This window comes from Pyramidobacter sp. CG50-2 (genome assembly GCF_003612005.1).
In the GTDB taxonomy this organism is placed as follows: Bacteria; Synergistota; Synergistia; order Synergistales; family Dethiosulfovibrionaceae; genus Pyramidobacter.
The window spans coordinates 12,356-34,252 of sequence record NZ_RAWT01000020.1 but is presented as its reverse complement, the minus strand read 5'-3'; the positions used below and the strand labels follow the sequence as shown (position 1 = coordinate 34,252).

Sequence of the window (21,897 nt, the reverse complement as noted above, 5' to 3'; positions counted from 1 at the left end):
TTAAGAGGATAGGAGATTATAATGAAAAAAGTAGTCATTGCGCTGGGCGGCAACGCCCTTGGAAACACGCCTGAGGAGCAGAAGGAACGCGTCAAGCACTCCGCGCGTTCCATCGTCGATTTCGTGCAGTCCGGCGTGCAGGTGCTCGTGTGCCACGGCAACGGCCCGCAGGTCGGCATGATCAAGAAGTCGATGGATATCGCCGCCAAATCGGGCGAGAAGCTGCCGTTCGTGCCGTTCCCCGAGTGCGGCGCCATGAGCGAGGGATACATCGGCTATCATCTGCAGAACGCCATCTGCAACGAGTTCCGCGTCAGAAAGATGAACGACAGCGTCGCCACTCTCGTGACGCAGGTCCAGGTCGACGCTTGCGACCCGTCCTTCCAGCGCCCGACCAAGCCGATCGGCACCTTCATGAGCAAGGAAGACGCCGACAAACTGGCAGCTGCGGGCGTGGCCGTGGCCGAAGACGCCGGCCGCGGCTACCGTCAGGTCGTCGCCTCTCCGGCGCCTGTCCGCATCGTCGAGGAAGAGGCCGTCCGCAAGCTGCTCGACCAGGGCGTGACCGTCATCGCCGGCGGCGGCGGCGGAGTGCCCGTCGTGGAGAAAGACGGCGTGCTGACGGGCGTCGACGCGGTGATCGACAAGGACTTCACGTCGGTGAAACTGGCCGAGACTGTCGACGCCGACGTGGTCGTCATCCTCACCGCCGTGGAAAAAGTGGCGATCCGCTTTGGCACGCCGGATCAGCAGTGGCTCGATAAGCTGACGGTGGCCGAAGCCAAGAAGTATATCGAAGACAAAGAGTTCGCCGAAGGTTCCATGTTGCCGAAGATCAGAGCGGCCATCAAGTTCGCCGAGTCGAAACCGGGCCGCAAGGCGCTGATCACGTCGCTGGAGAAGGCGAAGGAAGGTCTGGAAGGCTCGACCGGCACCTGGATCCAGGCGTAGCGCCGCGGGCCTTCGGGACGCCGGAGGCGCCGGCAAAAGGGGGAGGACAGATGACTTCCCGGAAAAATCCCGGACAGAGGAAGCGCGTGGAGATTCAGGAGTTTTACCGCACGGCGTCCCGAGAGGGCGTCGCGACCTATTTCGAAGTGCAGTCGGACAGCGCGCCGACGAAGCCGCTGCTGCACAAAAACAGCCGCTTCCTCTACGTCCTTTCGGGAAAAGGCACGATCAGGATCTACGACAAAAACTATACGATGGAGCCGGGAGCGGTTATCGCCCTGCTGCCATGGGAAATTTCCGAAATCGTCGAAGTGAAGGAACCGCTGTGCTATTACCTGCTTATCTATCCGTTCGAGTTTCTGAATTTCATCGTCAAAAACCAGTTCAACATCGAAAACGAGAAATTCGACATGGTCACGCTTCTGTACCGCTACGGCGGCGTGCGCGTCCCGGAGCGGGAGCGCTCGCGCGTCAGGGCCCTCTTCGACGAGATCCGCCGCGAGATCGAACCGGTTTCCATCGCAACGTCCGCCGTCCGCCAGTCGTGGTCCGACCTGTACCTGACGGCGAAGCTGGTGGAACTGGTCGTCCTCTACCTGCGCTTGGCGCAGGACCAGGAAGAACGTTCCGACGGACAGGCCCGTCTTGAAAAAGAGGAAGAAAGCTGTTCCCCCCACATTTTTCAGTACATGTACCTGAATCTGCACCGCAAGCTGACGCTTCAGGACTTGAGCCGGATCTATTTTGTCAGCGAAGCGTCGCTTTCCCGCTACATCTTCAAGGTGACCGGGCTCGGTTTTTACGAGCTGCTTCAGGAAATGAAGCTGTCGAAGGTCATGTTTCTGCTGCTGCACACGAATATTTCCCTGGCGGAGATCGCCGACATCCTCGATTACTCCGACATATCGCATCTGTCCCGCGTCTTTTCCGACCAACAGGGGATCGGAGCGCAGCAGTTCCGCCGCTGCTACCGGAACAATCCCGGCGTCTCCATGGTTTTGCCCGCGCCGAAAGCCGGCAAGATCATCGAATACATATATCGGAATTTTGCGAGCGATCTTACCGTTTTGGACGTGGCGGAGCGGTTCAATGCCTCTCCCAGGATGGTCAACGAGTCCCTGGGCTACATCGTCGAGATGAACTTTACGAATTTCCTGAATTACCTGCGCATCCACGAGGCGGCGAACCTGCTGCTTCGCACCGATCAGTCGGTGACGGATATCGCGTTTCAGGTCGGCTACAATTCACTGCGGAGTTTCAACCGTAATTTTCTGAAATGGCTGAAAGTTACGGCCAGCGAGTTTCGAGAACGAGTGACGGAACAGAAAGACACGGTGGACATCGGCCACCTGTTTCGTTTGTCCAGAGAGGAGCAATCATGAAGTTTGAAATGCCTGTCTTTGCGTGCCCCGACTTCAATGACGCGAAGTTTCGGGGAGCGGGCGAAGTGAAATGCGCGAAAGTCGAGAAGAAAGGCGTGGCGCCGCGCGGCTTTTATCTGACCACCCATCTGCCAACCTTTTATCGCTGCAACGGAACGTGGCAGCTTCCCGAGCACAATTCGCTGAACTGCGTGGCCGTGCTCAAAGAGGGGAAAATCGCCGTCACGGAGATCCGCGACCTCGAAGTGGGGGACGAGGTCGTTCTGGGGCGCGCGACCGACGGCTCCGAGGGCGTCCTCGTGTACAAGGAAGGCTTCCCCGAAAGCGTTTACGCCGCGCCCGGCCGCGCCGTGGAGACCGCCTACACGACCGATTACGAACAGCTGTTCGCGCAGCTCGAGTACGAGCGCGACAACGGCGGCTACATCGTCTGGGTGCTCGGCCCCAGCGTCGTCTTCGACTACGACACGCGCGTCGCCCTCAACCACCTGGCCGAGAATGGCTACATCAGCTGCATGATGGGCGGCAACGCCATGGCTACGCATGACCTCGAGGGCGGTTTCCTCGGCACCGCGCTGGGACAGAACATCTACACGCAGGAAAACCAGCCGATGGGACACTACAACCACCTCGACCTGCTCAACGAAGTGCGCGCGGCCGGCTCCACGAAAAAATTCATCGACGAAGGCCACGTCAAAGACGGCATTATCAAGACGCTGGTCTCGATGAACGTGCCCTTGGTCCTCGCCGGCTCGATCCGCGACGACGGCCCGCTGCCCGAAGTGATCGGCGACACCGACAAGGCGCTGACGGAGATGAAAAAGCACCTCGACAAGGCCACGCTGATCATCGGCATCGCCACGATGCTGCACAGCCTTTCCGTCGCCAACATGGCGTCGAGCTATCACGTGCGAAAAGACGGCGCCATCACGCCGGTCTACATGTACTCTATCGACATCACCGAAAACGTCACCAACAAGGTGGTCGCGGCCCGCGAGCGCATCGCCGTCGTGCCGATGAACACCAACGTCCAGGACTTCGTCGTCAACTGCGAACGCGCGCTGATCGGCGCCGTCGCCCGGGAGCAGGTGGAGGCGATGGAAGTCCCCGCCGAGGAATTCGTCGTCGTCAAAAACGCGCAGCGCGAGGAGGCGGGCAAATGAATTTCGAAATGCCGAAATATCGCCACCCCGATTTCGAGCAGGAGTTCCTCAAGAACGCGCCCAACTGCCGTCTCGAAACCGTCGAGCGCGACGGGATCAGCCCCCGTCATTACCACGCCCTGTCGGTCTACCCCGAGTACTTCAAGATCAACGGCACGTGGGTGCTGGCGACGCAGAGCCGCATGGACACCGTCTGCGTGGCCCGCGACACGCCCGGCCGGGAGCGCGTCGAGATCGTCGAGTTCCGCAACTTGAAAAAAGGCGACAAAGTCGTGATCGGTCGTACCGAAGACGCCAGCGAGGGCATCTACGTGTGGACGCAGGGCTTCCTCGCCGAAACCGCGACCTCCGACACCTTCGCTTTCCGCGAAGGCCGTTCGCGCGAGACCGCCTACTCGCTCGACTACGACACGCTCTACGAAGTGCTGCGGCACGAGCGCGAACACCGCGGCTACGTGACGCTCGTCGTCGGCACGGCGCTGGCCCTCGACCAGAATTCGCGCCTGGCGCTCGAGCGCCTGATCCGCAACGGCTACGTGCAGGCGATCTTCTGCGGTTCCGAAACCGCCGCTTTCGATCTCGAGCGCGGCGTCTTTGACACGTCGTGGGGACAGAAAATCTTCGAACACGAGCAGAACAGCACCTACAACCTCTACGACACCATCAACCTCGCCAACTCCTACGGTTCGTTGGAAGCGCTCGTCGCCTCCGGCAAGGTCAAAGACGGCTTCGTCAAGGCCTGCGTCGAGTGCGGCACAGCTCTGGTCATGGCCGGCACCATCCGCGACCGCCTGGCCCTGCCCGGCGCCTGCAACAACGTCTACGCCGCTCAGAACGCCATGCGCGTCCACGCTCGCAAGACCTCGACCATGATCATGATGTCGGCGATCCTTTACACTATCGCCACCGGCAACATGACCCCCTCGTACAACGAGTTCGACGGCGTCGTCCGTCCCGTCTACATGTATACCGTCGACGTGCAGGAATTCGCCGTCAACAAGCTGTCCGACCGCGGCACCGTCACGGCTGTCAGCATGGTCACCAACACGCAGGATTTCGTGCGCAACCTCGACCGCGCGCTGAACAGGCCTCAGGATTGATTCGCGGCGATAAAAACTGCCCCGCCTTTCTCGCTTGCCGAAAAAGGCGGGGCAGTTTTTTATCGCCGCGACGAATGATGAAAGAAATGGCTTTTGTATTTGGTATGGCTCCGTCTAAAAACGGGCGAGACGCTCCGCTTTCGGGACGATGACGATCCAGGCACCGTCGTGGCACTGGCGCAGCAGCTCGATCATGTCCCGGCGTTCGAGCGAGAGGCAGCCGGCGGTGGTCCAGTGGCGGCGGGATTTGACGTGGACGAAGATGGCCGACCCTCGTCCCGGCACGGCGGGGTCGGCGTTGTAGCCGACGGCCATGGCGTAATCGTACTGATAGTAGTCGGCCAGGTGTTCGCCGTGGATTTTTTTCGCGCTCTCCACCCAGGTGTTGTAGATTTTCGGCTGGTTCACGTCGTCGGCCCAGTAGGAGTTGGGAGTCACCGGGCGCCATTTCATGGCTGTGCCGGGGTTGGGCTTGTTGCCGAAGGCGTGCAGGATCGGGAAGGCGCCGACGGGCGTCTTCTTGTCGCCTTCGCGCTTGTTTTCCGTCAGTCCCAGCTTGCCGTAGCCGCACGGCGCTTCCAGCGTCTTTTCCCAGGCGCCGGCGTCGCTTTTCTTCCACAGAGAGAGCGCACGGTCGACGACGAGGATGATCTCGCCGGTCTTCTGCGCCGTCCGCGACGCGGCGAGCAGCTCGCGCAGATCGGCGGCCATGGCGGGCGCAGCCAACGCCGCGGCGGCGAAAAGCGCCGGGAAAATCTTTGCAAGAGTACGCTTCATAACGAGCAACCTCCTCTTTGGAATGATTCCATTGGGTGAGCCAAGCATAGCACAAAAGCGCCGCGCTGTCTGCGCGAGTCCCGCTTCAGTCCCGTCCTGCCTCAGGATTTGACAGGGGGCCTGGAGGCGCTTAAAATATGTGAAAATGGAACGTCGCCGGGCGTCGGAAGCAGGTGAAAGTCCTGCGCGGCCCCGCCACTGTAACCCCTGACGAAGCGGTATTACGCTCACTGAAGGTCTTGTGCCCTTTGGGAAGAGTCCGCGCAGGAAGAAGGGGAGTCAGGATACGCGCCGGGCGACGCGAAGGAAGGCTTTTGCGCGGGCGAAATCTTTTCAGGGCAGCAGACATCACTGTCTCTAAAGGCACGGCCGCGGACCGTGTCTTTTTTTATGCCCGCGTTTTCTATAGAGGCGAGCCGGCGGGGGCCGGGTCACGTTTTTTGCGCAGGAGGTTCACAGCATGAAAAAGGTTCTTCGCAGTTTTCTTGTGGCAGCCGCTTCACTGGCCATGGCCGCGGCATCCTTCGCGGCGGAAACCGTTTATCCCGTAACCGTCGACAACGGCAATCGCCGGATCGTCTTCGAGAAGGCGCCCGAGCGCGTCGTCACCAACGGCGACAGCAACATCATCGAACTGATGTTCGCGCTGGGGCTCGAAGGCCGCATGGCCGGCTACGCGGGTTTCCCCGAGTACGGCGGGCAGGTCTCGCCGGAATACCGGGAGAAGCTCAAGGCGATCCCCATCGCCGCGCCCGGCTACATCACGCTGGAGGCTCTGCTCGGCGCCAATCCCGACTTCTTCCTGTCGGGCTACAATTACGGGCTCGACATCCCCGGCAGCACGGCCGGCGGCGCGATCACGCCCGAAGAGCTGGAAAAGCACGGCGTCAAGAGCTACGCCATCACCGAGTCGCTGATCCACGTGATGAAAAAAAACGTCGTCAGCCTCGAAGACACTTACGCCGATCTCGCCAATCTGGGCGTGATTTTCGACGTCCAAGACAAGGCGCAGCAAGTCATCGACGGCATGAAATCGCGCGCCGCAGCAGTGGAGGCCAAACTGGCGCAGATCGATACGGCCAAGCCTCTGAACGTGTTCATCCACCCCACATGGGGCGCTCCCGATCAGCCGCCCCGCTCCAACGGCGCGCAGGCCATGCCCAGCGCCCTGGTGGCGATGGTGGAAGCGCGCAACATCTTTGCCGACGTCGACAGCAGCTGGATCAAGGTGACATGGGAAGAGGTCGTCGCGCGCAATCCCGACGTGATCCTGCTGCTCGAAGCCGGCACGACGAACGGCGAGGAGCGCAAGAAGCTGCTGCTCGAAAATCCCGCGCTGCAGGGCGTGAACGCCGTGAAGGACGGGCGCGTTTACATTATCCGCATCGAAGACGCCTACCCCGGCCCCCGCGCTATCCGCGGACTGGAACTGATCGCCAAAGCTTTCTATCCCGAACTGTTCAAGTAAACGAAAGCGTCTTTTCGGAAGACGTGCCGCCGCGTCTGGGGGACATCCCACGATGCAGAAAGACGGGCGGCGTTCGTCATGCGTCAAAAAATGTAGGCCCTGTTCGCGCGGAGCGAGCCGCGGAACGGGGCTTTTTTCCAAGAGGGCCGCGGCCTTTCGGGATCGCGTTGTTTATACTAATTCTTGATAGAAAGTGTTGACATAGTTTTCTGGGCGCAGCGAGGGAGTTTAGTCGCTCAGAACTATCTCGACTGCTATGCAGTCTGCGCAGTTCGCTTTGTGAATCTCCCTCGCAGCGCCCTTGTGTTCGTCTTTTTGATTAAGAAATAGTATTAATCGTCTTAACTGAATCGGAGGTCTTACGATGAGAAAATCGCTTTGCGCCGTTCTTGCGGCGCTGCTGAGCGCCACGCTTTCCGCCGCGGCCGTGGGCGCGGCGGAAACGGTCTACCCCGCAACGGTCGACAACGGCAACCGCAAAATTGTCTTCGAAAAAGCTCCCGAGCGCGTCGTCACCAACGGCGACAGCAACATCATCGAGCTGATGTTCGCGCTCGGCCTCGAAGACAAACTCGTGGGCTATGCGGGATTCCCCGGCTCGAAACATCAGGTCTCGCCCGAATACCGCGAAAAACTGGCGAAGATCCCCGTGGCCCAGGAAGGCTACATCACGCTGGAAACGCTGCTCGGCACCGATCCCGATTTCTTCCTGTCGGGCTACAACTATGGGCTCGACATCCCCGGCAGCACGGCCGGCAACGCCGTCACGCCCGAAGAACTGGAAAAGCACGGCGTCAAAAGCTACGCCATCACCGAATCGCTGATCCGCGTGATGAACAAGCCGCCTGTGACGCTGGAGGACACTTACAATGACCTGCGCAACCTGGGCGTGATCTTCAACGTGCAAGACAAAGCCGAGGCCGTGATCGCCGGCATGAAGGCGAGAGTATCGGCCATACGGGAAAAGCTTGCCGGCGTGAAGGCGACCCCGCGCGTGTTCATCTTCCGCAGCTTCGGCACGCCGAACGAAGATGCACCGCGCGCCTGCGGCGGTCAAGCCATGCCCAGCGCCCTGCTTCGCCTCGCCCATGCCGGCAATATCTTCGACGACGTCGAAAGCAGCTGGATCAAAGTGACGTGGGAAGAAGTCGTGGCCCGCGACCCCGACGTCATCCTGATCCTCGAATACCGCGCCACGCCGGAAAACGAAAGCAAGGCCATGCTGCTCGACAATCCAGCGCTGCAGGGCGTCAAAGCCATCCGCGACAAAAAGCTGATCTACATGTCGGTGGACGAAGTCTATCCGGGGCCGCGAGCCGTTCGCGGACTGGAACTGATCGCCCGCGGGCTGTATCCCGGGAAGTTTTAAGTGCCCCGGTTCTTCGCCAAACGGAATCTGGCACCGCTGCTGATTGCCCTGACGGTCCTGCTGTTTTTCAGCGTAACGCTGGGAGTGTCGATGGGGACGGCCCCGCTGCCGTTCCGGCATGTGTGGGGCATCATCCTCCATCAGATGTTTCCGGAATGGAGCTGGATCGGTGCAGAATGGCCGCGCAACGAAGTGGGCATCGTCTGGATGATCCGTTTCCCGCGCGTGCTGCTCGGCGCTGTCGTCGGCGCGGGGCTTGCCACCGCGGGGGCGGTGATCCAGTCACTGGTCCGCAATTCGCTGGCCGATCCTTACCTGTTGGGGATTTCTTCGGGTGCATGCGCGGGGGCGGTGTTCGCCATGCTTTTCATGACGCGGGTCTTCGGCGCCGCTCTGACCGGCATGTCGGGAGTTTCCGCGCTGGCCTTTGCCGGCGCGGCTTTGGCTTTCGTGCTGGTTTTCGCCATCGCGCGCCAGGGTAACGGCCTGACCCCGGTGCGCATGGTCCTGTCGGGACTCGCCGTTTCGTACGTGTTTATGGCCGTGACGAATTTCATGGTCTATCTGGAACAGCGCAACGGCGCCGAATCGGCGATGTTCTGGATGCTCGGCGGGCTCGGCGGCGCAAGATGGGATCGCCTGCCGCTGCCCTTTGTCGCGCTGGTTGCCTGTCTCGTACTGTTCATCGCCCAGTCGCGCCCGCTCAACGCCTTGCTGCTGGGCGATGAGAACGCGGCGGCGCTCGGCGTGGACGTGGCGAAATTCCGCCGCCTTTTGTTCACCGCCACTTCGGTATTGACCGGGGTGATCGTGGCGGTCAGCGGTTCGATCGGTTTCGTCGGATTGATCGTCCCGCACGCCGTGCGGCTGCTGGTCGGTTCCGACCATCGCCGCCTCCTGCCGGTGGGCGCGCTGGCGGGAGCGAGCTTTTTGATCTGGACGGACGTGTTCGCGCGCACGGCCCTGGCTCCGCGGGAACTTCCCCTGGGCATCGTCACTGGCTTCATCGGCGCGCCGTTTTTCATCTGGCTGCTCAAAAGCGGCGGGCGAGGTCCGCGATGAAGCTGGCGGTCACGTCGCTGCGCTGGGGAGTTGGAGCCGGGGACATCGTGCGCGGCGTGGACCTGAACGTGGAACGCGGCGAGTTCGTCGGCGTCATCGGCCCCAACGGCAGCGGCAAGTCCAGCCTGCTGCGCTGCGCGTACCGCGTCAACAAGCCGCGTTTCGGTTCGATCCTGCTGGACGGCGAAGAAGTATGGAAGCTACGCGCGCGGGAATTTGCGCGCCGCGCCGCGGCGGTGCCTCAGGAGATGCCGGGGCAGTTCGACTTCACCGTGCGCGAGATCGCGGCGATGGGGCGTTATCCGCACAAAAAGGCCTTGCAGCGCGACGACGCGCACGATTTCGCGCTGGTGGACCGTGCTTTGGAGTACGTGGGGATGCTGGATCGCGCCGGGCGCTCCTTCGCTTCGCTCTCCGGCGGCGAAAAGCAACGTGCGCTGATCGCCAGGGCTATCGCGCAGGAAGCGGATTTTTTGATCCTCGACGAGCCCACCAACCACCTCGACATCTATTACCAGCTCGAGATCATGGACCTGCTGCGCAGTCTCGGCGTCACCTCGCTGGTCGTCATGCACGACCTGAACCTGGCGGCACAGTACTGCGACCGCATTTACGTGATGAAGGACGGTCAGGTCTTCGCCAGCGGTGCTCCGGCCGAGGTGCTCACGCCCGAACTGATCCGCGCCGTTTACCGTGTGGAGGCCAGCGTTGCTCCCAACCCCGAGACGGGACGGCCGCAGATCGTTTTTCTGCACCGCCTGAGCTCCGGCGGCGCTTTCTAAACAGAAAATCCTGTTGCGCAAAAAGCCTGTGATAACGCCGCGTCCGACGATGACTGGATCGTCGGACGTTTTTACGTGCGATGTTCCACGTGGAACATCGTTTGCCGCGTGTCCTTCGTGCGACGCCGCTCTTGCTTTTTGCCGCCGACTCGGCGGATCACCTCGCCCAGCAGCAGGTCGAAAAAATAGCCGACGGCGTACTTGCCGTAGATTTCGAGATAATTGTAGGCGTCGCTCCGCAGCGTCAGCGGGAACGTCAGATCATAGCCTCGCAGACAGTCGGTCGCCCCTTCGTGGGCCAACGCCCCCGGGCAGTAGAGCGCCGTCTTGAAGCCCGCGATTTTGTTCAGCTCGTCTTTGATAGCGGGAATCAGACAGCCGGCGGGTGATACAGTGATCAGGCACAGGTCGCTGCTCAATAGGCGCTCAATGATACTGCGATGAGTACAAATGTCATCTAAAATAAACAACGGTTTATTGAGAGCAATAGATTGGCTCTGGAATTCCTGCAGCACGAAAGAATAGGGACGCACGGCGAAAATGATGATACTGCGCGCGGCCGCCATCGCTTCGGCAAGACAGCGCAGGCGATTCCAATCCATTTTTTGGCCGACGCCCCAGACGTTCCTCAGGATCTCGTCGTAAAGCCGCCGCGGCCCATAGAGTCCGCGGCCGAAGTTGTCAAGCGCGATCTCGTACTGGTTTTCCGGATTGTTCATCTTGGCCTTGCGCAGGTCGGAGAAATTGTCGAAGCCCAGACTCTGACAGAAGCGCCGTACCGTGGAGAAGGAGATGTGGCACTGCATTGCCAGATCGCGCGTTTTCATGCGGTCGATCTCGTTGTAGTGGAGCAGCAGATACTGCGCCAGCTCCCAATTGGCTTCGTCGAGATCACTTCTGTGTTCGGCGTTGATGAGCTTCTGTTTGACCGAAAAGGATTTGCTGTCGTTATGCATCAGTCCGCCCCGTCGCCCCACGCGATCAACTGGCGCACCAGAGGCAGCGCGCTGCGTCCCAAGTCGGTCAGCGCGTATTCGGCGAAAAGCGCCGGCTCGCTGAGCTTGCGGCAACTGATAAAACCTTCCTGTTCCAGTTGGCGCAGGTAGCCGGTCAGCGTCACGCGCGACACTGCCGCGCAAAGCCGCCGCAGCTCGCCGAAACGGAGCGGCCGCTCGCCCAGCAGATAGACGACGTAGAACTTCCAGCGATGGGAAAGCAGATCCCAGGTGCGGTTGAACGTGATCTTTTCGGCAAAATCTTCCGGAATCATGAAATTCGCCTCATCTTCATAGGAATTCGTCTGCTGCGCCGGCCGTCAGAAAGTGACGCTTCCGCAGCCGTTTTCCGACGGGCCGCCGGCGCTTTCTAAAGCGGCACGGTACGGATCCTCTTCCCTGAACGGCGGTGAAACGAAAAGTTTTTCCGCCTCTTTCCCGCGGCAGTACATCAGAATTCTAACATAGGCAAGATTTTTATCCCAGATTGATCGCAGCTGACGAAATTTATAAAATAACAGCCAGTTCAGTCCTTCATAAGTTCAGCAAAATTGTCTTATGGGAAGGAATTTTTCATGAAAACGCCAGAAAGGGGTAATTCTCGTGAGCAATACTGTTGTCGAAATGACGGCTGTGGATCTGTCCAAGGCCATCCACGCCAGGGAAGTTTCCTGCCGCGAGGTGATGGCTTCCTACCTTGATCACATCGACAAGACCAATCCCCGCGTCAACGCCATCGTCACCCGCGTCGACGGCGAGGCGCTGCTGGAACAGGCCGGGAAAAAGGACGCCGAGCTGGCATCCGGCGGGGACAGCGGCTGGATGCACGGTTTTCCGCAGGCCGTGAAGGATCTGGTTCCCACCAAGGGAATCCGCACCACGAAGGGTTCGCTGCTCCTCAAGGATTGGATTCCCGACGCCGACGGCGCTGTCGTCACCGCGATGAAGCGCGACGGTGCCATCATCATCGGCAAAACCAACACGCCCGAGTTCGGCTACGGTTCCCAGTCCTACAACGAAGTGTTCGGCGCCACCGGCAATCCTTACGACGAGAACCGCACCAGCGGCGGCTCGTCCGGCGGCGCAGCCTGCGCCGTCGCTTTGAGGATGCAGGCCGTGGCGGACGGCAGCGACTTCATGGGCTCGCTGCGTAATCCCGCCGGCTGGTGCAACATCGTCAGCCTGCGCCCATCCATCGGCGCCGTCCCCTCCGGCGGCACCGAACTGTTCACCAACTCCATGGCCACAAACGGGCCCATGGGGCGCACCGTGGCCGACGTGGCCCTGCTGTTCGCCACCATGGCCGGCTACGACGCCAAGTTCCCGCTGACCCGCGAGGCCGATCCGCGCGTAAAAGCGCTGACGCCGGCGAACGTGCGCGAGGCGCTGAAAAAGGACCAGAAAGGCGTTCGCGTGGCCTGGATCGGCGACTGGGGCGGCGCGCTGCCCACCGAGCCCGGCGTCTTGGAAACTTGCCGCGCGGCCGTGGAACGCATGAAGGACTTCGGCGCGGCGGTCGAGGACATCGAGCCCTTTTACAATATGAACGAGTTCTGGGAGACCATCTGGCTGCCCATCCGCCATTACTGCGCGTCCTCGCTGAAGCCGTGGTACGACAAATGCCGTCAGGACCTGATGAAGCCGGAGAGCCGCTGGGAGTACGAGGGTTCGCTGACCATGAGCGCCCAGGAGGTGTACCGTGCCTTCGAGAAGCGCACCGAGTTCTATCACGCCATGCTCAAGGTTTACGACGATTACGACTACATCGTCTCGCCCACCGCCTGTTGCTTCCCTTTCGACAAGAACGTTCACTGGCCCGAAGCGATCGACGGCACGCCGATGCGCACCTATCACAATTGGATGGAGATCGTCACGCCGTGGACCATGGGCGGCAACGCCGTCTGCACGGTGCCGGCCGGATTCGGCGGCGCGAATCGCCTTTCCATCGGCCTGCAGCTGGTCGCCGCGCCGCACCGGGAGTTCGAGGCGCTGCAGTTCGCTTCGGCCTACGAAGCGGTCACCGGCTTCGTCGAGAAATTCCCGCCGAAATTCTAGTTTTTTTTCGCAGAAAGCGTTCCGGAACCGTTCGGCTCGTCCCGCGCTCTCAAAATTTTCGTTCCCGCCCAAGGAGGAGCTCTTTTATGGAAGAATTGTTGAAGATCGGCAACGCGGCGCCTTTCTGGGGGTGCGCCGCCATCAGCGTCGGCATCGTCGCGTTGCTGGCGCTCCGCTACGTGAAGCTGGGCTACAAGTTCGCCGGCAGCGTCGGCCTCGACAGGGCCGCCTGCAACCGCGCCTTCAAGAGCGGCATGATCTCCGCCACGGGCCCCGCTATCGCCCAGGTCATCGTCATTCTGGCCATGATCTCGGTCGTCGGCGGCCCCATCTCCTGGATCCGTCTGTCCATGATCGGCTCGGCCGCCACCGAGCTGACCGCTGCCCGCACCGGCGCCGCAGCCTGCGGCGTGGAACTGGGTGGCGCCGGCTACGGCCTGAATCAGATGGCCGTTTCCTGGTTCACGATGAGCGTGAACGGCTGCGGCTGGCTGCTGATGGTGTGGCTGTTCACCCACAGGATGGACAAAGTCAGCGACAAGATCGGCGGCACCGACAAGGCATGGCGCGCCATTCTTACCGCCACGGCGAGCATCGGCCTTTACAGTCACATGACCAGCCCTTATCTGGTCACGTTCAGCGGCCGCACCGTCGCCGCGATCATCGGCGCTGTCTCCATGTTCGTGCTGATTCAGCTCGGCAAAAAACATCCCTGGATCAAGGACTATTCGCTGGGCTTCGCCATCATCGCCGGCCTGATCGGCGGTTACTTCTTTATGTGAGGAGGCCGTTCACATGGATTTCAGAACGGAATGGAACAAATCGGTCGTTCGCGTCGGCCGCGTCACCATGCTCTTGGCAATCTGCTGCAGCTTCCTGCCCAATATCGTCCTCTCGCTGGCCTACGGCGCCGCGCCGAGCATCGGCGACCTGCTGGCCGGCTGGGGACAGATCGCCGCGGCCTATGGCGCGTTCTACGTCATCGAGCCGATCACTTACTACACCGTGCTTGGCACGGCCGGTTCCTACATGGGGATCCTCGCCGGTTCCATGGGACAGATGCGCGTCCCCGCCGCCGCCACCGCGCTTGACGTTACCAACAACGAGGCCGGCTCCGACAAGGGCGAGATCATCTCCACGATGGGCATCGCCGGTTCGATCGTCACCAACATCACGATCCTGACGATCTTCGTCGTCTTCGGCTACCAGATCCTGGGCGTCCTGCCTCAGACCGTCAAGAACGCGATCTCCAACCTGATTCTGCCGGCGCTGTTCGGCGCCGTGCTGATGCAGTTCGTGGTCAAGAAGCCCCGCATCGCCCTGTACGCGCTGCCGCTGGTGCTGCTGGTGCGCAAGTTCGTTCCGCTGCCCAGCTGGGGGTACATCCTCATCGCCGTGTTCGGCAACATGGTCATTTCCAAGTTCGCCTACAAGGCCAAGTTCGTCAAGTAGGACCCGCGCCCCGATTCTGTGCGGCCGGCTGCGGAACTGCCTGTCGCCGCCGGCGCCGTTTCGTCAATTGATTCGTCTGGGGGGATCTTTATGAGAAGAAAAGACCGCGAAGTGACGTCAGAGGCATGGATCCGCAAGGTCCTCGAAGAAGCCGAGATCCTTCATCTGGCGCTGATCGACCCGGCGGGGAAACCCTACTCGGTGCCGGTTCACTACGGCCTGGGCGACAACTGCCTTTACATCCACGGCGCCATGCAGGGGCGCACGGCGGAAACGATGCGGACGCACCCCGACGTGGCTTTTCACGTCGTTGTCGGCTACGAACTGGTTCTCAGCCCCGTCAAGGCTGGCTATAAATGGGGCATCTACCGCAGCGTCATGGGCGAGGGAAAGGTGCGCGTCGTCACCGACTTGGACGAAAAGCGCCGCGCCATCGACCTGCTCCACGCCCATTACGGTGACGTCAGGGAGAACTACTCCGTCGCCGACGCCAAACTGGAGAAAGTGGTCAACGTGCTGGCGATCGAGATCACGTCGCTGACGGGCAAGACCAAGGGCTATCCCAATCCCGACAATCCGCACGCCGTCGTCGTCAGAAAGGAATGAAGGGCGCGCGTCCGCGGGAATGAGATCTCTTTGCGCGGCGCTCCGAAAGGAGTTTTTCTCGGTCTGCTGCGGCTGCGTAAAAATTTTCGCCGGTATCTTCCATTGGAGCTGAATAAAGAGAATCATGAGAAAGAATCTCTCGCCGAAAGAGCTGCTGATCATGGGCGGCGGCCTGTTTTCCATGCATTTTGGGGCCATTTGCCTGCTCTATCCCGTCACCTGGGGGAACGACGCCGGTTCGGCCGTGTGGAGCGCATACCTGGGGATTTTCCTCTCCGGGATCGTCCTGCCCTTTTTGGGCTATGTGGCACTGGTCAAAGGGCGCGGCAATTTCCTCGACATCGCGCGCCGCGCTTCGCCGGTGTTCGGGCTGTTCTTCGTCGCCGCGACGATCCTCGTGCTGGGGCCGTTCTTCGTTGTCCCCCGCGTCACTGCCGCGCTGTGGGCGGCCGTCCTGCAGCTGACGGGCTGGCGCCCCGTGGGAAAAACCGCTATCTTGCTGTTCAACGGCGCGTTCTACGCGGTGATCTACGTCTTCGTGGCCAGCAGCGGCAAAGTGGTCGAGCGCATCGGCCGCATTCTCTTCCCCGTGCTGATGGCGATCGTCGTCAGCGTCATCGTTCAAAGTATCGTTGCGCCGCTCTCGCCGTCGTGGGGCAAACCGAGTTTTGGCGAAAATCCCGTCGTTCATGGGTTCCTTGCCGGCTATGCCGCCGGCGACCTGCAGTGCGCGCTCCTGTACGGGCTGGTGGTCGTCCGCGGCATCCATGACGCCGGCATCGCCGGCGAGGACGTCAACAGAAATTTGATCAAGATCGGCGTCATCGGTCTGGGACTGTTGGCGCTGGCGCACCTCGGCCACATGATCGCCGGCGCCAACATCGGCGGTACGATTCGTCTCAACCTTGCGGCCCTGTACGTGCAGATGGTCGTCGAACTGTGGGGGCGGGCGGCAGGGTCTTCCTGGTGGCGCTGGCCACGGCCTCGCTGACGGCCACGATCGGCATCACTTCGTCCACGGCCGGCATCTGGGAGAAAATTCTCGGCGGACGCGCGTCCTACCGCCAAATCTGTGCCGCCTCGTGCGTGATCAGCGGCCTGGTGTCTTCGACCGGTATCGACGCGATCGTCACCGTCGTCGGCCCTGTCCTCGACGCCTGTTATCCCGGCGCTATCGTCATCACGTTCTTTTACTGCTTCTGCCGGCACAACAACAGCCGCCGTAACCTCTTTGCGCTCAAGTGCGCCATGATCGCGGCCGCCGTCATGGGCGGCGCGGCGCTGCTGAACGTTTACGCCGGCCTGTTCCATCTCGACCTGCCTCGCTTTGCCAGTTTTTACGCCGCGCTGCCGCTGTCGGCCAGTTCGCTGGCGTGGATTCCCGTCTCGATCGCGGCCTACGCCGTCGCCTGGCTCGGCGCGGCTCACCGCAGCGGCGAGGTGAACGTCGATGGGCTGGAGATCGAGTGAAGCGTCTAAAAAAACGAGTCTGTCTCCGCCGCCGCGAGGGGGCGAGACAGACTCGTTTTTTTGTAAAACGAAAACCACCGGCAGTGCCGGTGGTTCCAAAAGGCTTTAGCTATGGAGAAAAAGAACTCCTCCTTTGGTAAAGTAAGAACGGTCTGTCAGCCGCCAAGCCAAACCAAAGGAGGATCAAGTCCTGATGAAACTTGACATAAGTAGTTTAGCACACACGAAGTGGGAGTGTAAGTATCACGTGGTATTTGCGCCGAAGTATCGCCGCCAGATCATCTACGGGAAGATCAGACAAGACATTGGCCTGATGCTGAGAAAACTGTGTGCGTACAAAGAAATTGAAATATTGGAGGCGGAAGCATGCAAAGATCACGTCCACATGCTCCTGAGTATACCGCCCAAATACAGCATATCACAGGTGATGGGTTACTTGAAAGGTAAAAGCAGTCTGATGATTTACGAGAAGTACGCGAATCTGAAGTACAAATATGGCAATCGACATTTCTGGTGCCGCGGTTATTACGTAAGCACGGTAGGACGCAACAAGAATGCAATAGAGACCTCCATCAGGAATCAATTACAGGAAGATCATGCCGAGGAACAGTTGACGATCAAAGAGTACGTTGACCCGTTTACGGGTAAGCCGGCACAGGAAGGCAAGTAGAGAGCCCCTTTAGGGGCAGCCTGTGAGAGTTGCGCGGCTGACAGACTTTTCGATGAGCCTATAGGCTCGGCTGGGAAGATGCCCCAAGGGGGCTTGTGCAAACCACCGGCACGGCCGGTGGTTATGATTATGGACCGGTCATTTTTGCGCGCGGCGAATCACGGCGCCGACGGTCTGTGAGTACTCTTCGAAAACGGCCCGAGCGATCTGAATAAAGCCTTGCAGATAGCGGGGACGGAAGCTCTCCAGGCGGTAGGCCAGCTCGGTGTTTTTCTGCGGCAGTTCGGCGCGGACGGGCACGGCGTAAAGCTCGCCGGCGACGTCGGGGCGTCTCAAGGCGTCGTAGAGGATCATTTCGTAGACGAGGCCGATGCCGTGTTCCTGACGGCACAGGTTCAGCGCCAGATCGTGCCGGCTCGTCTCGAAAATGATGTTGGGATGGATGTCCTGCTTCTCGAAAAAGCGTTCCAGCGTGTAGCGCAGTCCGTTACTGTGAGTGAACGTGATCAGCGGCATGCTGTCGATCTTCGTCAGATCGAAACCGTGCGGATCGAGCAGCGCTTCGCGCCAGGCCGGCGGGACTTTCGCCAGGAAGCGGCGGCTGAAGACGCAGAAGATGCGGTCCCGCATGAAGGTCAGCACCTGCATGTTGCTGTGCCGCGGCACGTTGACGCCGATATAGAGATCGATCTTTCCGTCCCGAAGCAGCTCGTCCAGTTCCGCGGTTGAAGCTTCCACGGTGGTGACGACGATGTTGGGGAATTGTCTGTGATACACGTCCCAGATGCGCGGCATGAACACGGCGCCGCGCGTGCCCGTCACGCCGACGCGCAGCGACCCCGTGCTGGTGCGCGAGGTGTCCGCCAGGGCAGCGACAAGCTGCTGCTCGGTGTGCAGGACTTTGCGCACGTACTCGACCATGCTGCGCCCCGCCGGCGTCAGGATCAGCCGCGGCTTGCGCTCGAAGAACGCGACGCCGTACTGGCGTTCCAATTTCTGGATGCTGGAGCTGAGCGACTGCTGCGTGATGTAGAGTCGCTCGGCCGCTTTGCGGAAATTCATCTCCTCGGCGGCGACCAGAAAATATCTCAAACTTCGCAAAGGCATTTCCCTTCCCTCCTTCTGACAGTCAAAAGCTGTGAGCCTCTCCCGCTTTTTTCTGTTTGATAAAAAAGTCGGAACCGTTTATCGTGATAAGCAGGATAAAAAGCATTTTCCTCAACAGTCCGGCCGGTTAATTTCCCGGCAATTTCAAAGGAGCGATTTTCATGAGCACAATCGGCAATCGGATCTTCAGCGAAGTCAGACGCCCGGGGCGCGATCTCGTCGAAGCCTTCAAGGGTATTCCTTCCAGCAATATCAACGACGAAATGAACCGCCTCTTTTGCATGCACGACTCCATGCGCCTCGTCAATCCCGATCACGCCGTGCAGCTGCTCGGTACGGCCGTCACGGTCAAGGTCCCCTCGGGCGACAACCTGTTCTTTCATCAGGCGCTCGACATGGCGCTCCCCGGCGACATTATCGTCGTGGACGGCGGTCACTGCAACAACCGTTCGCTGGCCGGAGAGATCATGCTCAAATTCGCCCAGTACAAGGGGCTTGCCGGCGTCGTCGTCGACGGCTGCCTGCGCGATCTTGACGCGCTGCGCGGGTTGTCCATGCCGGTCTACTGCGCCGGCATCACGCCGCAGGGGCCTTTCAAGAACGGCCCGGGCGAGATCAACGCGCCGATCGCCTGCGGCGGGCAGGTTGTATTCCCCGGCGACATCCTGGTCGGCGACATGGACGGCATCGTCGTGATCCACAAAGAGGACGCCGCGGAAATGGCGGCTGCCGCGCAGAAGAAAAAAGCTTCGGAGGACCGGACGTTCACGCTGATGGACGGCGACTGGAAAGCGTACGCCGAAAAACACGCCGCCACCACCAAAAAGCGCATGGAAGGCCATACTCCTGAAATTCTCGGCAGCTTCGCCGACAAATACGGCCTGTAAAGCGTCCGCTCCCGAAAGAAGCGCGATGTTATGAGTAAGGTCGTCATCGCCGGCAGAGTGCCGGATGCGGGCAGAAAAATCCTGTACGAACGCTGCGCCGGCCGCTACGACGTGGCAGAAGTCCTGAGCGGCGAGGATCTGGCGAGGCATCTGGACGGTACCTATTATATCCTGCGCGGCTTCCCGATGGGAGCGTCGGAAATCGAAAAACTCGGCGGCGACGCCCGACTGATCCACCGCTGGGGAGTCGGTTTCGACGCGGTCGATATCGAGGCGGCGGGGAAAAAAGGCATCACCGTCTCGATCTGCGCCGGCGTCAACTCGCAGCCCGTCGCCGAACTGACCGTCATGCTGATGCTCGCCTCGCTGCGCCATCTGCCCGAGCTGATGAGCCGCGCCAAAGCGGGGCGCAAGGACAAGGAAGACATCATCGCGCGCTCGTGGCTGATCAGCGGCAAACGCGTCGGCCTCGTCGGCCTTGGCAGCATCGGCCGGCGTGTGGCCGCAGCCGTCGGCGGCATGGGCGCGGAAGTGACCTATTACGATCCTTGCCGCGCCGCGCCGGAGACCGAAAAGGAGCTGGGCGTCGAATTTCTGCCGCTCGACGAACTTCTGAAGAGCAGCGACATCGTCAGCCTGCACATGCCTCTGCTCGATTCGACCCGGCACCTGATCGACGCAGCCGCCCTCGCCAAAATGAAACCATCGGCCCTTCTGGTCAACACCGCCCGCGGCGGCATCGTCGACACCGAAGCGCTGCTGAAGGCGCTGGCGGAAAAACGCCTCTTCGGCGCCGCGCTCGACACGATCGAGAACGAGCCGCTCCCCGCCGATCATCCGGCCTTCAGACTCGACAACCTGATCATCACCCCCCACGCCGGCGGCAACACGGAAGACAACAACCGCAACATGGCAGTCTACATCATGGACAACATCGACGCCATGGAAAGCGGCCGCGGACCGAACCCGCGCAGCGTCGTCAACCGGCAGTTCCTTGGCAGGCAGCGGATTTCCGATCCGCTCTGAAATGTTCACACCGCACCGGATCCTCAAAATTTTTTAGGAGGCGAATCATAATGAAAAAAAGTTCACGCATCGCAGGTATTGTGACGGCGCTGACCGTTCTGTTCTGCAGCGCCGCCGCGGCGGAAAACGACTGGCCGACCAAACCGATCACGCTGGTATGCGGGTACAGCGCCGGCGGCAGTTCCGATCTCGGCTGCCGCTATCTGGCGGCGGCGCTTGAAAAGCAGCTGGGCGTGCCCGTCGTCGTCGAGAACCGTCCCGGCAGCGGCAGCTGGGTGGCGTGGAACCGTTTTCTCCACAACACGCCCGCCGACGGCAACACGTTCGCCCTCGTCAACCTGAGCGCCGTGTTCGGGCACTACGACGACAAGACGCCCCGCAAAGAGACCATCGACGACTTTGAGCTTCTTGCCAACCAGGCCATCGACTATCAGGTCATCGCCATCCGCCCCGACGAAAAGCGTTTCACGGATTATAAAAGCCTGCTCGAATACGCCAAGAGCAACGAACTCCTGACGGCAGCTTCCAGCACCGGCATCACCAGCGGCGAAGCGAGCGTGGCCCGCATGCTCGAAAAATTCCACGGCGCCAAAGTCAGCGTCGTGCCTGTCGGCGGAGCCGGCGACGCGAACACCATGTTCATCTCCGGCAACATCGATTTCCTGATCGGCAATGTCGGCGACGTCACGCTCAATCCAGAAAACTACAAGGTCATCGTCCTCTTTGCCAACGAGCGCGACGAACAGCTGCCCGACGTGCCTACCGAAAAGGAACTGGGGCTGGGCGATTACGTCTCCTTCTCCGCGCGCGGCTACGCCTACATGAAGGGCGTCGATCCCGAGATCGTCGCGAAGATGACCCAGGCCGTCAGCGCCGCTATTCAAGACCCCGAGTGTCTCGAGAACATGCGCAAGATGGGCGTCAACGTCGAGCTCTATTCCGGCGACGCTTACAAGAAGCTGCTGAACGATCAGCTCGAGTGGAGATGCAGGATTTGGGACGTGAAGCGTTAATCCCGGCCTGATGTGAAATTTTTCGCGCCGCTGCCTTTTGCCGGTCAGCGGCGCTTTGAGTAAAACAAGGGGAGGTTTCTCATGAAACGACATCAGGACGTGACCATTGGCATCGTCATCCTGCTGTTCTGCGCCTTTTTCACGTGTTGTGCCCTGAGGATGGACATGGGACCGGCTCTGATGCCGCTCATTCTGCTCGCCTTTATGGCGGTATTGGGCCTCATCATCTTAGCCGACGGCATTCGAAAAACGCGCCGAGCAACGGCGGAGAACCCCGTCAGGCCTTTCGTGACCTGCGCTACGTTGAAAACGCCGCTGACCATGTTCGCTTTGATCGTTGTCTATGTTCTGCTGTTCCTCGCCGTTGGTTACTATGCCGCAACGATACTCTTTCTGATGGCGGCGATGCGTTTTCTCAAGCAGAAGAGTTGGCTGTTCATCGCGGTCACCACCGCCGGATTCGTGGCCTTCGCTTATTTCTTCCTCGTTCGTCAGCTGAACGTCTCCATCGACGAATTGGGCTGGCTCGGCAACTGGCTGCGGATGCGCGGCGGATTTTAGG

Annotated in this window: 23 protein-coding genes and 1 riboswitch; of the genes, 19 read left to right on the top strand and 4 right to left on the bottom strand. The window is 60.6% G+C overall.

Going from position 1 to position 21,897, the window contains the following annotated elements; all coding sequences use genetic code 11:
- Positions 1-21 precede the first annotated feature (21 nt).
- Genes arcC through D7D26_RS05775 form a run of 4 tightly spaced genes read left to right on the top strand, consistent with a single transcriptional unit; the run spans position 22 to position 4,596 of the window.
- Positions 22-951, top strand: a complete 930-nt coding sequence (gene arcC / locus D7D26_RS05790) for a carbamate kinase (RefSeq protein WP_009163831.1) — start codon at positions 22-24, stop codon at positions 949-951.
- A gap of 50 nt (positions 952-1,001) precedes the next feature.
- A complete protein-coding gene (locus D7D26_RS05785) occupies positions 1,002-2,333 on the top strand; it encodes a helix-turn-helix transcriptional regulator (RefSeq protein WP_009163832.1) in 1,332 nt (443 codons plus the stop codon).
- Complete coding sequence (locus tag D7D26_RS05780; RefSeq protein WP_009163833.1) at positions 2,330-3,496, top strand: ornithine cyclodeaminase family domain; 1,167 nt, start codon at positions 2,330-2,332, stop codon at positions 3,494-3,496. The genes D7D26_RS05785 and D7D26_RS05780 overlap by 4 nt, the downstream gene beginning before the upstream one ends.
- Positions 3,493-4,596, top strand: a complete 1,104-nt coding sequence (locus tag D7D26_RS05775) for an ornithine cyclodeaminase family domain (protein WP_009163834.1) — start codon at positions 3,493-3,495, stop codon at positions 4,594-4,596. Before D7D26_RS05780 ends, D7D26_RS05775 begins: the two co-directional genes overlap by 4 nt.
- Before the next feature lie 114 nt (positions 4,597-4,710).
- Here the strand turns inward: D7D26_RS05775 and D7D26_RS05770 are convergent, their stop codons facing one another.
- Positions 4,711-5,373, bottom strand: coding sequence for a L,D-transpeptidase family protein (locus tag D7D26_RS05770; RefSeq protein WP_009163836.1), 663 nt, complete (start codon positions 5,371-5,373; stop codon positions 4,711-4,713).
- Positions 5,374-5,514: 141 nt separating this feature from the next.
- A riboswitch (cobalamin riboswitch) is annotated at positions 5,515-5,683 on the top strand.
- Between the two features lie 150 nt (positions 5,684-5,833).
- Between D7D26_RS05770 and D7D26_RS05765 the strand changes: the two genes are divergently transcribed.
- From D7D26_RS05765 to D7D26_RS05750, 4 genes are all read left to right on the top strand, one after another.
- On the top strand, positions 5,834-6,841 hold the full coding sequence (locus D7D26_RS05765) for an ABC transporter substrate-binding protein (RefSeq protein WP_009163837.1): 1,008 nt from the start codon (positions 5,834-5,836) through the stop codon (positions 6,839-6,841).
- Positions 6,842-7,205: 364 nt separating this feature from the next.
- Entirely contained in the window at positions 7,206-8,210 is a 1,005-nt protein-coding gene (locus D7D26_RS05760; protein WP_120372397.1) for an ABC transporter substrate-binding protein, read from the top strand.
- Positions 8,211-9,272: a FecCD family ABC transporter permease gene (locus D7D26_RS05755; protein WP_120372396.1), complete on the top strand. Its 1,062-nt coding sequence runs from the start codon at positions 8,211-8,213 to the stop codon at positions 9,270-9,272.
- Complete coding sequence (locus D7D26_RS05750) at positions 9,269-10,054, top strand: ABC transporter ATP-binding protein (RefSeq protein WP_120372395.1); 786 nt, start codon at positions 9,269-9,271, stop codon at positions 10,052-10,054. The genes D7D26_RS05755 and D7D26_RS05750 overlap by 4 nt, the downstream gene beginning before the upstream one ends.
- 71 nt (positions 10,055-10,125) lie before the next feature.
- On the opposite strand, the gene D7D26_RS05745 is transcribed toward D7D26_RS05750, so the two are convergent.
- Both D7D26_RS05745 and D7D26_RS05740 read right to left on the bottom strand, forming a co-directional pair.
- Entirely contained in the window at positions 10,126-11,010 is an 885-nt protein-coding gene (locus D7D26_RS05745; RefSeq protein WP_120372394.1) for a MurR/RpiR family transcriptional regulator, read from the bottom strand.
- A complete protein-coding gene (locus D7D26_RS05740) occupies positions 11,010-11,324 on the bottom strand; it encodes a winged helix-turn-helix transcriptional regulator (protein WP_120372393.1) in 315 nt (104 codons plus the stop codon). The genes D7D26_RS05745 and D7D26_RS05740 overlap by 1 nt, the downstream gene beginning before the upstream one ends.
- Before the next feature lie 328 nt (positions 11,325-11,652).
- Here D7D26_RS05740 and D7D26_RS05735 point away from each other — a divergent pair, with 328 nt between their 5' ends.
- From D7D26_RS05735 to tnpA, 7 genes are all read left to right on the top strand, one after another.
- Positions 11,653-13,104 (top strand): amidase, encoded by a 1,452-nt coding sequence (locus D7D26_RS05735; RefSeq protein WP_199674708.1) that lies wholly within the window; start codon positions 11,653-11,655, stop codon positions 13,102-13,104.
- 86 nt (positions 13,105-13,190) lie between these two features.
- Positions 13,191-13,886, top strand: coding sequence for a DUF5058 family protein (locus tag D7D26_RS05730; RefSeq protein ID WP_120372391.1), 696 nt, complete (start codon positions 13,191-13,193; stop codon positions 13,884-13,886).
- 13 nt (positions 13,887-13,899) lie between these two features.
- Positions 13,900-14,556: a hypothetical protein gene (locus D7D26_RS05725; protein ID WP_120372390.1), complete on the top strand. Its 657-nt coding sequence runs from the start codon at positions 13,900-13,902 to the stop codon at positions 14,554-14,556.
- A 90-nt stretch (positions 14,557-14,646) separates the two neighbouring features.
- On the top strand, positions 14,647-15,162 hold the full coding sequence (locus D7D26_RS05720) for a pyridoxamine 5'-phosphate oxidase family protein (RefSeq protein WP_120372389.1): 516 nt from the start codon (positions 14,647-14,649) through the stop codon (positions 15,160-15,162).
- A gap of 124 nt (positions 15,163-15,286) precedes the next feature.
- Complete coding sequence (locus tag D7D26_RS12765; protein WP_120372388.1) at positions 15,287-16,153, top strand: branched-chain amino acid transport system II carrier protein; 867 nt, start codon at positions 15,287-15,289, stop codon at positions 16,151-16,153.
- A complete protein-coding gene (locus D7D26_RS12760; RefSeq protein WP_158606282.1) occupies positions 16,129-16,632 on the top strand; it encodes a branched-chain amino acid transport system II carrier protein in 504 nt (167 codons plus the stop codon). The genes D7D26_RS12765 and D7D26_RS12760 overlap by 25 nt, the downstream gene beginning before the upstream one ends.
- 193 nt (positions 16,633-16,825) lie before the next feature.
- Positions 16,826-17,302, top strand: a complete 477-nt coding sequence (gene tnpA, locus D7D26_RS05705) for an IS200/IS605 family transposase (protein WP_120372386.1) — start codon at positions 16,826-16,828, stop codon at positions 17,300-17,302.
- Between the two features lie 138 nt (positions 17,303-17,440).
- Here the strand turns inward: tnpA and D7D26_RS05700 are convergent, their stop codons facing one another.
- Positions 17,441-18,409 (bottom strand): LysR family transcriptional regulator, encoded by a 969-nt coding sequence (locus D7D26_RS05700; RefSeq protein WP_120372385.1) that lies wholly within the window; start codon positions 18,407-18,409, stop codon positions 17,441-17,443.
- Between the two features lie 161 nt (positions 18,410-18,570).
- Between D7D26_RS05700 and D7D26_RS05695 the strand changes: the two genes are divergently transcribed.
- From D7D26_RS05695 to D7D26_RS05680, 4 genes are all read left to right on the top strand, one after another.
- Positions 18,571-19,296: an RraA family protein gene (locus D7D26_RS05695; RefSeq protein WP_120372384.1), complete on the top strand. Its 726-nt coding sequence runs from the start codon at positions 18,571-18,573 to the stop codon at positions 19,294-19,296.
- 30 nt (positions 19,297-19,326) lie between these two features.
- A complete protein-coding gene (locus D7D26_RS05690) occupies positions 19,327-20,322 on the top strand; it encodes a 2-hydroxyacid dehydrogenase (RefSeq protein ID WP_078016643.1) in 996 nt (331 codons plus the stop codon).
- Between the two features lie 50 nt (positions 20,323-20,372).
- Positions 20,373-21,335 (top strand): Bug family tripartite tricarboxylate transporter substrate binding protein, encoded by a 963-nt coding sequence (locus tag D7D26_RS05685; protein WP_120372383.1) that lies wholly within the window; start codon positions 20,373-20,375, stop codon positions 21,333-21,335.
- An 81-nt stretch (positions 21,336-21,416) separates the two neighbouring features.
- The gene (locus D7D26_RS05680; protein WP_120372382.1) at positions 21,417-21,896 is read left to right on the top strand and encodes a tripartite tricarboxylate transporter TctB family protein; all 480 of its coding nucleotides are present in this window, start codon (positions 21,417-21,419) and stop codon (positions 21,894-21,896) included.
- Position 21,897: the final 1 nt, after the last annotated feature.